This window comes from Bartonella sp. AP3QHHD (assembly GCF_042195765.1).
Classification (GTDB): Bacteria; Pseudomonadota; Alphaproteobacteria; order Rhizobiales; family Rhizobiaceae; genus Bartonella.
In genome coordinates this window covers 1-12,453 of record NZ_JBHIPC010000045.1, presented here as the reverse complement: position 1 = coordinate 12,453, position 12,453 = coordinate 1, and the positions used below count along the sequence as shown (strand labels likewise).

Annotated in this window: 14 protein-coding genes; 10 read left to right on the top strand and 4 right to left on the bottom strand. The window is 40.5% G+C overall.

Going from position 1 to position 12,453, the window contains the following annotated elements:
* Positions 1-330: 330 nt before the first annotated feature.
* The 4 genes from ACFIL7_RS02495 to ACFIL7_RS02480 form a co-directional block, all read right to left on the bottom strand.
* Complete coding sequence (locus ACFIL7_RS02495) at positions 331-1,938, bottom strand: YfjI family protein (protein WP_375634777.1); 1,608 nt, start codon at positions 1,936-1,938, stop codon at positions 331-333.
* Positions 1,935-2,834, bottom strand: coding sequence for a toprim domain-containing protein (locus tag ACFIL7_RS02490; RefSeq protein ID WP_375634776.1), 900 nt, complete (start codon positions 2,832-2,834; stop codon positions 1,935-1,937). The genes ACFIL7_RS02495 and ACFIL7_RS02490 overlap by 4 nt, the downstream gene beginning before the upstream one ends.
* A gap of 98 nt (positions 2,835-2,932) precedes the next feature.
* On the bottom strand, positions 2,933-3,133 hold the full coding sequence (locus tag ACFIL7_RS02485; RefSeq protein WP_375634775.1) for a helix-turn-helix transcriptional regulator: 201 nt from the start codon (positions 3,131-3,133) through the stop codon (positions 2,933-2,935).
* Between the two features lie 208 nt (positions 3,134-3,341).
* The gene (locus ACFIL7_RS02480; protein ID WP_375683306.1) at positions 3,342-4,508 is read right to left on the bottom strand and encodes a tyrosine-type recombinase/integrase; all 1,167 of its coding nucleotides are present in this window, start codon (positions 4,506-4,508) and stop codon (positions 3,342-3,344) included.
* Positions 4,509-4,684: 176 nt separating this feature from the next.
* On the opposite strand from ACFIL7_RS02480, the gene ACFIL7_RS02475 reads away from it, so the two are divergent.
* The 10 genes from ACFIL7_RS02475 to ACFIL7_RS02430 all read left to right on the top strand — a co-directional run bounded on the left by ACFIL7_RS02475 (position 4,685) and on the right by ACFIL7_RS02430 (position 12,195).
* Complete coding sequence (locus ACFIL7_RS02475) at positions 4,685-5,086, top strand: hypothetical protein (RefSeq protein ID WP_375633499.1); 402 nt, start codon at positions 4,685-4,687, stop codon at positions 5,084-5,086.
* A 163-nt stretch (positions 5,087-5,249) separates the two neighbouring features.
* Positions 5,250-5,435 carry a hypothetical protein gene (locus ACFIL7_RS02470; protein ID WP_375633498.1) on the top strand — a complete coding sequence of 62 codons (186 nt, stop codon included), beginning with the start codon at positions 5,250-5,252 and terminating at the stop codon, positions 5,433-5,435.
* 488 nt (positions 5,436-5,923) lie between these two features.
* Positions 5,924-6,493 (top strand): class I SAM-dependent methyltransferase, encoded by a 570-nt coding sequence (locus ACFIL7_RS02465; protein WP_375633502.1) that lies wholly within the window; start codon positions 5,924-5,926, stop codon positions 6,491-6,493.
* A gap of 6 nt (positions 6,494-6,499) precedes the next feature.
* Entirely contained in the window at positions 6,500-7,717 is a 1,218-nt protein-coding gene (locus tag ACFIL7_RS02460; protein WP_375634773.1) for a hypothetical protein, read from the top strand.
* Positions 7,718-7,811: 94 nt separating this feature from the next.
* The gene (locus ACFIL7_RS02455) at positions 7,812-8,885 is read left to right on the top strand and encodes a citrate/2-methylcitrate synthase (protein WP_375683305.1); all 1,074 of its coding nucleotides are present in this window, start codon (positions 7,812-7,814) and stop codon (positions 8,883-8,885) included.
* Complete coding sequence (locus tag ACFIL7_RS02450; protein WP_375683304.1) at positions 8,876-9,673, top strand: beta-hydroxyacyl-ACP dehydratase; 798 nt, start codon at positions 8,876-8,878, stop codon at positions 9,671-9,673. Before ACFIL7_RS02455 ends, ACFIL7_RS02450 begins: the two co-directional genes overlap by 10 nt.
* On the top strand, positions 9,661-10,218 hold the full coding sequence (locus tag ACFIL7_RS02445) for a hypothetical protein (protein ID WP_375627807.1): 558 nt from the start codon (positions 9,661-9,663) through the stop codon (positions 10,216-10,218). Before ACFIL7_RS02450 ends, ACFIL7_RS02445 begins: the two co-directional genes overlap by 13 nt.
* Before the next feature lies 1 nt (position 10,219).
* Positions 10,220-10,723, top strand: coding sequence for a DUF6622 family protein (locus ACFIL7_RS02440; protein WP_074380593.1), 504 nt, complete (start codon positions 10,220-10,222; stop codon positions 10,721-10,723).
* A 303-nt stretch (positions 10,724-11,026) separates the two neighbouring features.
* Positions 11,027-11,164, top strand: coding sequence for a hypothetical protein (locus ACFIL7_RS02435; protein ID WP_155915008.1), 138 nt, complete (start codon positions 11,027-11,029; stop codon positions 11,162-11,164).
* Between the two features lie 518 nt (positions 11,165-11,682).
* Positions 11,683-12,195 (top strand): DUF3987 domain-containing protein, encoded by a 513-nt coding sequence (locus ACFIL7_RS02430; protein WP_375683307.1) that lies wholly within the window; start codon positions 11,683-11,685, stop codon positions 12,193-12,195.
* Positions 12,196-12,453: the final 258 nt, after the last annotated feature.

Below are 12,453 nucleotides of genomic sequence, written 5' to 3'. Positions count from 1 at the left end.
TTTGCTATTCATTTCACGTATTCATCAAGATAAATGTACTACGTTCTTTAAAATATCAGAATGAGTATTTTGATAGGTTTTATAGATAGGTTTTGTAGGTTCTTAAACCCCCCAAAACCCCTTTTTATATATATTATAGATTGTATTTACGAATTGTATTTAATATAGGTTGTTTCTTTAAAACATTAACGCATTGAAATATAATAACTTTTATTTCTAATTAAAAAATAAAATAATACGTATAAAAAGCCCCCCCAAAACTCATAATGGGGAGTGCTTTGAAGAGTTCACTGTTATATTGTTAATGTTCTATAAGATTTCCAAATTGCCTCAGTGTGATGTTTTATGGCTTGTCACTAAGGGATTCCATTCATAGCGTATGGTAGGGCGACCGCCTTGTGAGCTCTTGTCTCCAGAGATTTCACGTATATAGTTACAACGGCATAAAAGCTCTAAAGCTTGCTTAACAGCTCCATTATCTTTGAAACATTTCCAATCACGTTTATAAATATCCCTTGTTGTAAAAACATCGGGTAAACAATCACAACGCTCGACAATTAATTTTGCCCCCTCTGTTGCTAAGCTATTCGCCGCCGCATAGAGCCTTTTGACATGACTTAACAAATATTTTTCCCATCGCAAGGCTCTTTCAAGGGTATCTCTATTGATTTCCAAACGCCCCCCTTCGGTTAATTCAAAAATTAATGCAAGACTTACTATGGTCTTAGGCATTTTCAAAAGATGCGCTTGTAAGCTTTCAGAAAGGTTATTCTCTTTGGCTTCTTTAAAAATCTTTTGCATCCATTCACGAAAGATCTCTTGAGCTTCAGCAGAAAAGCGCATCACAAGAGGGTGTTCTGGTGAACCAAGGGGGTTATTATAAAGAGAACGAAATGCCCCTTCATAAGTTTCCCATGCCTCTTGATTGGGCGGTCTATCAACCCATTTCCAATCTTTTGTCTCATCGGGAAAGACAAGCATTTGAAAGCGTTGTAAGAAACCATCATTGCCTTTGCCATATAAAACATTGCGTATAAAGGGGAGAATGCGAGAGGGTTGAATGCCCCCTATAATAGAGACGGTTGCATTGGGAATAAAAATGGTTCCCCGCCCAATCCGGTCATAAGTAAATTGACCATCTCCATTAAAAGCTTCCAAATAAAAGGAACGGTCTGTTTGATATTCCTTTCTTTCCATATCTGTTAAGAAACCGGATAATTCATCACGCACCATCAAGAGACCACGGGGGTTTTCTTTTAAAAGTTCCCCAAGCTTTTCAACGGTCACATCATTGACAATAAAACGGGAGACATCCTCATCACGCGCATTGTCTTTAGAGAGGGTTTCAGACAAAAGAGCATGGGCTGTTTCAAGATCTCCTTTTTTTATTGCTTTATGAGCTTGTTTTTTCTTTTCAGATTTGTCTAAAGTTTCAAGTATCTCTTCAATTTCTTGTCTCTCTTTCTGCTTTAGCCAGTTTTTATACCATTTCTTTTGGAGGCAAGTGATGGGAGCTAAAGCGGCTTGCATGGTAGGTGTTTTCATGGTTGAAGGTTGACCAATAAGAGCGCCCCAGAGATTAGGGACAATCTTCCAATCATCATGTTGTTTTGGAGCAATCCGCACGCCATTGCCAATGAGAGCAGCCAAGCCACACAAAGCAGCGACAGCCACAAAATCAAGAGGAGCTTGTTGACGGTTAGCAACGTCATAAACATAGCGACTTAAAGTTAAAGGCATTTGCGCAGCATGAAAAGGCTCGACGGGTAAGAGAGTATATTCAAGTGGTTTTAATTCCCCCCAACCGTTTTGTTGCAATGCTTGTTTATAAGGAATGGCTTCTAAACAAGTCTTATCATTTAAAGAGCCATTATCGTTATCATTGCATGAAACATTTTGATTGTTGGTATCTATAATATTGTTTTTATTCTCTCTCATTTATTTATACCTTTCAGTATCAAAACATCATTGAAATCTAGACCGTAGGGGGCTTGCATGATAAAAACCTCAAAGCCTTGTCTATAAGCGCGCGCAGCGAGGGTAAAACCTGCTTTATGACCAGCCTCATCGCCATCCATTGCAATGGTGAGACGGGCTTTTGTAGGAGGCAAATTCACATGCATCATGCCATGGGTTGAAAGGGACGCCCATAAATTCACGGGCTCTGTTAACAACCCAGACAGTAGAGCTAGACCGGTTTCAATGCCCTCACAAATGACCAGATGTTTTGGATTGGCTTGACTTAAATGCACAGCACCACCCATAACAGACCCTAACATGGCTTTTGCTGGTTTTTGATCTGTTTTGCAGCCATTGGCTTGTAAAAAGGTTCTATGAATGGCAAAGGAGCCAGCACCCTTAACAAGAGCAACCAACGCGGGCAGTGTAATCCCTAAAGGGTGTGGACATTTGTCGTAAAAGCGTAAATCTGTAGGCAAATCACATGTGATCCCCCGCATACGTAAATAGGTTTCTGCTAAAGTGTTTTTAATAGGTTGGCTTTGTTGCCAAATTGCTTTTGCTCTCTCTGCTTTCTGTTTTGCTCGTTTGAGATCAGCAGAAATCTGTTTTGATAAAGAAAGAGCGTGATCATAAGCTTTATCAAAAAAGGCTTGTTTTCCAAGCAAGCCAATTCTGATGAGCGCTTGTATGATCTCTCTAAAAGAGCAGCCAGCATAACAAGTGAGTAAAAGGCGCCCATCATGTCCATTGGTAAGGGATAAGCTAGGCAGCCTATCATCATGAGCAGGGCAACGGGCTGTTCCATAACGCCCATGCCAAACCCCACGCAAGGCACGTGTAATACCCTGCGCATTCTTAAAAGAACACATCATTTTAAATCCTATAACGTTGTGTCATAGGACGGATTGTGCTATCTCTAGATTGATGAGTTTGAGAAAGCCTTGTCCGTCCTTACGTGACAAGGTTTTTTTTATGCCGCGTCATTTTGACGTTGCTGTTTCGCTTGCTCGATGACATTCAAGAGATCCGATTGTAACCAACGGGATAAAAAACCAAATTTTAAGGGTTTTGGGAGAGAGCCATTGGTGACATGACGGCGGAAAGTTGAGACACTCATATGAAGCAATTTTGCACTTTCACGGTCTGTTAAAAGAATATCATTTTTGGTCATTTTAAAATCCTTTCATAATAAAAAATAGAACCAAATCATGCCTATTTATTAAGCACATTTTGGTTCATTTTTGAAGGTATTTTATTTATAGAAAACAATATTTTATCATATAAATTCTCATGTGATAATTTATGAGTCTAATTGAGAAAGAATGAGAGACAAGAGAGCTAAAGTTATCCACAGATAATGGGGTTATTCACCCCATATTTTAGGTTTGACCCGTGACATAAGCCGCCCATTTATCCATATAGACCCGACGCTGTTCTAGATAGTCAGTACGACGATAGGCACGCTCTACTTGCCCCCCGACCACATGCCCCAGAATAGTTTCAGCGACCTCATAGGGGGCATCGGTTGTTTCAGCAAGCCAATTGCGTAAACTAGAGCGAAAGCCATGCGGGCAGGCTTCAAGTCCAATACGTTTCATATATTGAGCCATACACCTATGCGCGAGGGGACCGCGACCTGTTGCAGAAAAGAAGAAATCATTGCGTGATAAAAGGCGCGCTTGTTTTAAAATGTCTAATGCTTCAGATGATAGAGGCACGCGAAACTCTTTTGTTGTATCACGCTTTCCTTTCATATTTTCAGCAGGGATAGTCCATATATCCCCATCAACTTGATCTTTATGGATATGACGTAAAGGGTTAGAGCGAACCCCTGTAAGGATAAGCAAACGCAAAGCCAGTTGTGTCATTGTTGTTGTTTCGCAAAGTGTTTTATAAAAAGCCGGAACCTTTCTCCAATCCATAGCTGGAAAATTTTGCGTTTTATGGCGTTGTTTGCCTAAGAGCGCGCGTGCTTTTTCTGTTGCTTGTAAATCAACATTCAAACCTAATGCAGCCGCATGTTTAAGACAAAGATTAAGACGTATCAATGCTTTCTCTGCTGTTGCAGCTTTTGTATGCCAAATAGGGGCAAGAGTATTGCGTATCTCTGTTTGAGTAATCTCTGAAACGGGTAGACAGCCTAATTTAGGGAGAATATAAAGACGTAAAGGTGAAAACCAATCACAAGCCTTACCATCATCTTTTAATTCAGCTTTCCGACTTTCAAAAGCATCTACGGCAATATCTTTTAAGTAATGAAGATTGCTTATTGCCTCACGCTTTTGTTTATTGCGTTCTTTAATGGGGTCACGCCCCTCACGTAAAACCGAACGCCACCCAGTTGCCAATTCACGGGCTTGTTTTAAAGAGACATCTCGCAACGCTCCCAAGCCCATTTCACGACGACGTCCGTGAAGGGTATACCGTAAAATCCATTGAGCACCTCCATCTTTACGCTTATGAAGTAACAAGCCAGCACCATCATTATATTTGCCAGCCCCCAATGTTGCGACAGATCTTGCATTAAGACGGTTCATAAGAGCCATTTTTTACTCCTTTCTTATATAAATTTGATCCACACATTCATCCCACTTGTTATGTGCAAATGAGTGGTTTTGATTGAAGCAATATAAACTGATTTAAAATGAGACAATCTTAGGTTATTCGGGACTCTCATTCAATATGAATAACGATATATTATCATTATAAATCAATGCCTTGTTTGTTTTATAAAACGCCTTTCGCGTGTGATGGTTATGTTGATAGTTTCTTGCAATTAAAGCCGCGTGATGAATGGTTTGATTCCGGCGACCTGTTTGTTAAAGATGGATCCGAATGCTATTACTGGATAGCCAGAGCCGTTAATGAATTTAAACACAATGGTAAGTTTATCCCAGTTCAACTGATTTCAAATGACATTATTAAGTATGCCGGATGTTTAAGACATTACTTTTCAAAAGCACAGAACGGCGATCTTTATCTCAACCTTGATATGTCGGCAAATAGTGAGCAGGTTAAAGTCATTACTAAACTATTGACTGATAAATGGTATCAGTATGCATTTAAAGTAAATATCAGAAAAATTGCCACGACAAATACAGGGAAAATAAAATGTACCATGTAGATAAAGCTCATGATATGAGCAGAGTGTATGTTAATCGTCGTGCAAATAATTATCTGTGCATTGTGAGCCATTCTTTTTATACCTATTTTTAGCTATTGATAGGCTTCATCGTTATTTGCCTGTATCGACGAGACGTACATCGAGAATGATATTGCAACGTGAAATGGCGAAGGTACTTTTTATCGATATATTTAAACGGATTTTGCCAGATGTAAAGATGTCACACAGTTCTGTGAGCCATGGACGGAGTAAAAGTATTATGTTGCTTAATAATGATCCGCGGATTCAGTCTGTCGGGGTTGATATCGAATTTATTGAGAAAAAAAACTACCGAGGCCATTTATGCTAGATTACTGTGAAAAATGCGCGGACTTTCCAGCAGGGCAGGTGCTGGATAATCGGCTATGCACCACAATATTTAGCTGCATGGAGAGCTTGTATAAGGCATTATGCGCCATCTCGGCGTGTACTTTTGATATAAATGATTATTTTTTAGTTGAACATGACAGGACGCGATGTGTTTTTCGGTACGTTGGGAATACATTTGTGTTTAAGGGGATGACGTTTATTTGTAACTGCTATTATCTTTGTCAATCTGTGATAACCGTTGTTTTGCTGGATGCATGTTTGCAATCAATTATTTTAGATGACTTCTTATATGAGGACGTAACCGTTTCTATACCCAGTTAGTTTTTAACGAGTTTATGGCAATGCCATAACTAGCTTCATTTAGAGAAATATGTGATGAATGATTTACTGGTAAATATCACCCCTGAGCACTATGAAAGGTATGCTACTGAAGGTACATCATCGTGGAATGCGTATTTGATATAAAGAATTCTGGAAGAAGCATCTGGTGTTACTTCTGCGAAGAAAAAAATTCTCGATATTGGCATGGGAACTGGCTACATGCTTTTCAAGCTTTACCGCTTCCAAAAACTCACAGACTATTCCTTTTACGGGTTTGATATTGATCCCCGTATGGTTCAGTTTTGTGTTAAAAAATGTACGGAGTTAAAATACCAGCATGCATTCAACATTATTGAAGACAGCGTCAGCAATTTACCGTTTCCCGATAACTCCTTTTCAATGATTTATGCCCGTTCCGTAATTCATCACTGGGCTGAACCTAAAAAAGGATTACAGGAGTTGTGCCGTGTTTTAGATCGCGGCGGTCGTATTATCATCCATGAACCCCTAGCTGATGCAGAAGAAACAGCACTGGGTGTTTTTAACCAATCACGTCGTGAATGCGGTGTGGCAGCTATGTTCACAGAAGAAAAATTTACATTAGCCGGTATCACCGATTTTTTATATGGCTGCGATCTTAGTGAGATGAGCTGGACAGTGGCATGTGGAGAAGGTCTAGCAGCTCTGGGTTGTGCAATTTTCATTAAAAAGGTCTGAGTTATCATGGATTATTTCTGTGCTGAAATGTATGCAAAAATGCAACCACGTATAACGGCAATAACTGGCTGCCATGCACTCGATTACATTGCTTTCCGCGATTTGGTTAGGATAAGTACACGCGTTTATTCGACCACTGGTGATAGTGGTTCTTTGACTCAAGTGGACTCTGCGGGTGAACACTTACCGATGCTGATTAGTGCTACAAGCGGCATCACTGGGGCGATGAAAATGGCCAACGTTCGTTTAAAATTCTGTAAGGAAGGGATCAGCTCATCAGAGCGCAATTTAATTCGTAACCTGCGCGCGCGGCAGGTTTTTTCCCCAGGGGATATTGTTGGCAACCTTTTTACGATTAATCTGTTTTCATCTTTACACTACTTGGCGTGTGAAATTTTAAAAAATTGCCGTGCACATGTTGTGCCGGTTGGCGATATTGCTCTGCTGCTGAAGAGTCATTTCGAGTTTCTGGCTGAAATACGGCTCTCGGTACTGTTTGGTGTGCCCAGCACCATCGTTCAGTTCGTTGAAGCCATGCTCAGCCTTGAGGTTCCACTGGCAATTAAAAAAGTGGTCTTTACCGGTGAATCGATGCTGAGCGTGCATGAAAACTATCTGCGCGAGATGCTGGGCGACGATCTGCGGATAATTGGTTTATATGGTTTGTCGGAGTGCGGTTTCATTGGTATGTCCGCCGAAGGGCGGCTTAATCGGTACCAGCTCTTCAGCGATGATTTCTTCTTTGAATATGAAGATAAGAGAGGGCTGCTAGTGACATCACTGGATCCCGATGCCTCGCGCAAACTTATCAGATATTCCGTGGGCGATATGGGCACATTATCCGTTGAAAATGGTGACCTCTATTTTGAAGGTATTAAACGCAATGCTATTGATTTTAATTTCATGGGAAATTTGATTAGCCATGAAAAAATATTCAAAATTATTAATCGACGGTTGCCCGATGTAATTGTTCAAATTGTATTGTCTTTATCCGCGGATAGACAAGAGATTATGGATATTAAAATCTGCTGCGAAGTATTTCACGACCTTGATTTGTCCGAACTAACTGAGGAAATCTATCATTTGCCGGATATTTATGAAGCCTATATGAAAAAGCGCGGACGTATTAATGTCACCATCGTCGAATATAGCGATTTGCTTTTCTCATCCAGAGGGAAATGCCTGCTAGTTTATGACGCAAGGGAGTCCTGTAATGCAACTTGATAATTTGTGTAATGAAATTGTATCAGGGAATTCGCATACGATAAATGTCAACATCAGGTTTTATAGCGTGTCACCGGAGCAGCAGGAGTAAATCATGTCAGATGATGTTATTGATAATTATGATTTAGATAATAACGCATTGTTTATTCGTGGATGTAATTTGATTGATATTGCCGATGAAAACCGTTATTTGCAGAACGCATGGTTTGTACTGACCGGCAACCTTTTTAATGAAGAACAGATGGATCTGCTGATTCAGAATACTAACGCCGAACTGCAAAAGACGGATCCTACAGCCAAACTGCAGGCGATGCATCAACTGATCAATGTATTGCCATCTTTGAGTTTAACGCAGCGATCTATGATGTTATTATCGCAAGTTGAGGTTTCGGCGGCTCAGGGTAAGGTCATGGCTCCCGTAAGCGACGGTGGTTGTCTTAAAATTATCTTGCTGATGCCGTGGATTATTGCATTGGCGTGCTCTTCCCAACAGTTTTCCGATTTGCCGGCGATCGAAAATTGCAATACCTTGGAGCTTGCTTTTTGGTTAGTATTAACTAGCAAGGAAGCTTCTTCCGACTGGGATATTGATGTGCTTTGCGGGTGCATGTCTCTACTGCTGGGCGGGTTTGGTATTGTGACACCCACAACCACCATGGTAAGATTTATTATCAGTACCAAGAGCGACGTCATTTCTGCACTAATCGGTGGGTTTTGTGCCATTGGCCCCGCGCATATGGGAGCCTGCAAATATGCTATCATGCGACTTTCTGGTGTCCTCCATGAGATTGAAGCCGGGAATCTTAAGGCAGCGGTAACGCATTATTGCAAAGACAAACCCTGGCCAAGGTTTGGTCACCCGATTATGCAATGGGATGTCCGGGTTTATTTCTTTTTTTCACGCTTTCAGGTGCCTATGTGCTCCTTCAGTTCGCTTGTGCGATCTATTTCGGACAATACAGGACTGCAACCCAATGTCGATTTTCTAATTGCAAGCATCATGAGCAAACATCGGGCTTCTCCTGAGCTGGGATTGTTGGCTTTTTTCGTTTGTCGTATGCCGATACTTCTCGCGCACTATCAAGCGCGGTTTAGCGCTCATTCCTTCGGTTTATCATCAAAGGATTTAAGAGAAAGATATAAAAAGGTCTCCCAATTATGGCTATAAAGCATCACACCGAGCCAAATTTCTTGGGTATATGTCAGAGTATCACCTTAACCACACCGATGCGTGCTTGCGGGCAAATCGATATTTCTCACTGGGAGTTAGCCCATAACTATTTGAAACAGGGCTTGTTACTCGAAGCCTTGCATCAGTTTTCAGTTCGATTCGCCACCATGGTGGCTAAAAACTCGGATCTCACTTATCGCTATCTCCCTGTTATGGTTGAACAGTTTTTCTCTACCACCCATTTTGATAGCGATCGGTTATGCGTTGAAGGACATATTGAACGCATTAATGAGGCCTACCGTATTCACTGTAAGGCTAGCACATATGACAATGGAAAGGCCGTTATTGCGCAGGCAATCATCATGGTCAGTAAAGTCTGCTTCCTTGGCTCGTGTTCTCAGAAAGTCGTTCTTCCATTACTAGGCGATTTATGTAAGATTTCCTCCATAACCGGAGATTCTTGTACTTTTTCCTTTAATGCGCATCACCCGCTTTTTGAGGAACATTTCCCCTCCCGCGCCGTATGTCCTGGTTCACTATTGATTGAGATGGTTCTGGCTTTAGCCACGCAGGGTAGTACGAAAAATATCGCATCTGTTGCGCTGAAAAAAGTAAAGTTCATTGAAGCAGTTTATCCGGGAGATACCTATCAGTTGACCATTAAACAGGATACAGAGTATGAACCGGGTGGCGTTTTTTATATTCATACGGAAACTAAAAAACGAAGCACTTGCGGTAAGTTTTCTATCAAATATAAAAAGGAGGATGCGTCATGTTTAACATAATAATCTCTTTTATTCCGTGGAGTATTTACTCCTGGGTTATCAATGGAAACGTTTTAACTCTGGTCGAACGCTCTCTCATCTTAACTGTGATTTTATTGTTCATTATTGCTGTGAATATTAAAATTGTCCGGCAGGGAGAACCCGTGATGATTACTAACATTCTGACAGTTATTGTCCTGTTTGTTAATTATTTCGCTGGATGGTCTACACTTTTACTGAACTACCCCACAGTTTTTTGCTATCTGTCACTTGCTCTGGTTTCATTGATTAGCTTGCTGGTAAAGAAACCCTTTACCATTTTTTATGCCAGTGCTGGTGTTTCTGAAGAAAAACGCAAACATATCCTATTTTATCTCATCAATAAATATATTACATGGATTTGGGTAATCATCTTTTTTGCCAATGGTCTTCTAGTGGCTTTTTTTACATGGACCCCCCAGATTTGGTTAATCACTATGGGTTTAATTTGTACTGGTATTCTTTTTTCTAAATATCTTCCTAACATCATGCAATATTTTTATCGCATCAAACATCATGGAGCATAATATGTCATTGTTTAACATTCTGACCGGAACCCCTTTATGGGCTTGGATTTTGCTTATTTTTCTCATTGCGAGGGGAATAATCGCATTGAAAGATAGGGAAACGAAGGTTTACCGCCTTTTTCTCTTGCCGTTAGTCTTTCTTTTTTTGGGCGCAAGCGATGTGATTAACCAGCTGGCTTTCCCACGCTGGGGAGCAATCGCAATGTTGGCAGGGCTGATGATCGGCTTTGGCGTTGGCTGGTTGCTCTGGCGTGCTACTGCGCGTTTAAAAATCAAAGAGGGAACGGATTTCATTATTCTGCCTGGTACGCCGTTGACGCTGACATTTATTCTTATCGCTTTTGTCATCAAATTCACATTGATTGTTTTTCTCAAGGTTGTACCTGATTTGAAATATGCATTTGATTTTAACCTTCTTTTTGGTCTTTTAAGTGGGTTTACTGGTGGTGTGTTGTGGGGCGGCACATTAAATTTATATATAGCATTTCGAAAGAATCCAAATTAATCCCTATACCATTAGCTGTGGGTGCTTCCCATTAGAACTATCTCAATAGAAGCTTATTCCTAACAACAACGCTGCATACAAATGCAGCGTTGCCTCGTAGTTTCAGATTTTTTTATCCCAGCGCGTGAAGAGGTGAGGGAAGTGATATATCTGACTATGCCCCCTTGGGGGAAGAGCGAGCCTAAAGGTTTAGAATGCTATGAGTTTGAGCTAGCTGGACTTTGAGCAGATGGTTTATCGCTCATGGGAAATCATTTTGTTTTACGATTCAAAAAGAGGATAGTGATGGTCTCATTGGCGTAGGTGGGCAAGAAAACTGTTAGCTTGGCAATGCGTCAACAATTTGTAGAACTATGTTGTGGGACCCCTACGCAAAGCCGTTGCTATGATGGCATGATGCTTTTGTCAAGCATTATGATATGGGGAGGAACCGGTGTTTAAGGGTGCAACTGCGGTCACTATACGATCCAGTAGCATTACGTTTTTACGTTTGAGTATTTAGGAGCGGTAGACTCTGTACAGGCTATGCGTGCAATATGTGAAGCACGCTTGTGGGAATCAGTGTGCCATTATTGCGTTGTGCATGCAACCCTCTAGCTAGTACTTCATTGGTAAGGTTGTTTTTTGAAGCTGATTAATTATCTGGGTGTTTTTTAAGAGAACGTTAGCACTGATGTATCGCGTGCCGTACCAAGAAATCTTCCAAAAAAAAATTATTAAAAATACTAAAAATATATGTGCAAGATGAACAAATGCTTGCTGAGGATATTGTATCAACGACTGTAGCTGCTTAAGGGCACATAATCTTGGGGGGCATAATGTTGTACAAAAAATCATGAAGTCCAAAAAACTCGTAAAGGTGCATTGCACTTCTCCTTTGAGAATTTGGCATCTCCTCTTAGCTTAATACGTTCTCATTATGATATAAACCCCTTGGTTCTCCTGAACACCCTCTTGTGATGCGTTTTTCTGCTGATGCTCAAGAGATCTTTCGTGAATGGATGCAAAAGATTTTTAAAGAAGCCAAAGAGAATAACCTTTCTGAAAGCTTACAAGCGCATCTTTTGAAAATGCCTAAGACCATAGTAAGTCTTGCATTGATTTTTGAATTAACCGAAGGGGGGCGTTTTGAAATCAATAAAGATGCCCTTCAAACAGCCTTGCGATGGGAAAAATATTTGTTAAGTCATGTCAAAAGGCTCTATGCGGCGGCGAATAGCTTAGCAACAGAGGGGACAAAATTGATTGTCGAGCCCTGTGATCATTTACCCGATGTTTTTACTTTACGTGATATTCATCAAAGAAGTTGGATCAGTTTAACAGATAATAGAGCCGTTAAGCAAGCTTTAGAGCTCTTATGTCGTTCCAATCATATTCGTCAAATAGCAAGTGAAAATAGCTCACAAGGTGGTCGCCCTACCATACGTTATGAATGGCACCCTTTCGTTAAAAACAACAGCATCAAACAATGAAGCCATTGTAATCTTTTGTTATTCTTAAAACCTTCAAAGATCTTATCGTACCAACAGAGGGTTTACAAAGTATCTTTGAGGGTTTTTGTTTTATAATTTTCTAAAGAAGAAACATACCGAGGTCCTTTTAAATCTTGTGTCAAAGATATCCAAAACACAACCTCTATAGGTTTTGACGGGGTTTTGAGTTTTGAGGGTTGCCCCTTTTAGATAAAAAAACGATAAAAAGTAAAAACGTTATTTTTCAATAGGTTAAGA

Bases quoted from the DNA above. Each gene is read 5' to 3' on its own strand.
- ACFIL7_RS02495 (WP_375634777.1), bottom strand. From the start codon at position 1,938: ATGAGAGAGAATAAAAACAATATTATAGATACCAACAATCAAAATGTT.
- ACFIL7_RS02490 (WP_375634776.1), bottom strand. From the start codon at position 2,834: ATGATGTGTTCTTTTAAGAATGCGCAGGGTATTACACGTGCCTTGCGT.
- ACFIL7_RS02485 (WP_375634775.1), bottom strand. From the start codon at position 3,133: ATGACCAAAAATGATATTCTTTTAACAGACCGTGAAAGTGCAAAATTG.
- ACFIL7_RS02480 (WP_375683306.1), bottom strand. From the start codon at position 4,508: ATGGCTCTTATGAACCGTCTTAATGCAAGATCTGTCGCAACATTGGGG.
- ACFIL7_RS02470 (WP_375633498.1), top strand. From the start codon at position 5,250: ATGGCGAAGGTACTTTTTATCGATATATTTAAACGGATTTTGCCAGAT.
- ACFIL7_RS02460 (WP_375634773.1), top strand. From the start codon at position 6,500: ATGGATTATTTCTGTGCTGAAATGTATGCAAAAATGCAACCACGTATA.
- ACFIL7_RS02455 (WP_375683305.1), top strand. From the start codon at position 7,812: ATGTCAGATGATGTTATTGATAATTATGATTTAGATAATAACGCATTG.
- ACFIL7_RS02450 (WP_375683304.1), top strand. From the start codon at position 8,876: ATGGCTATAAAGCATCACACCGAGCCAAATTTCTTGGGTATATGTCAG.
- ACFIL7_RS02445 (WP_375627807.1), top strand. From the start codon at position 9,661: ATGTTTAACATAATAATCTCTTTTATTCCGTGGAGTATTTACTCCTGG.
- ACFIL7_RS02440 (WP_074380593.1), top strand. From the start codon at position 10,220: ATGTCATTGTTTAACATTCTGACCGGAACCCCTTTATGGGCTTGGATT.
- ACFIL7_RS02430 (WP_375683307.1), top strand. From the start codon at position 11,683: ATGCGTTTTTCTGCTGATGCTCAAGAGATCTTTCGTGAATGGATGCAA.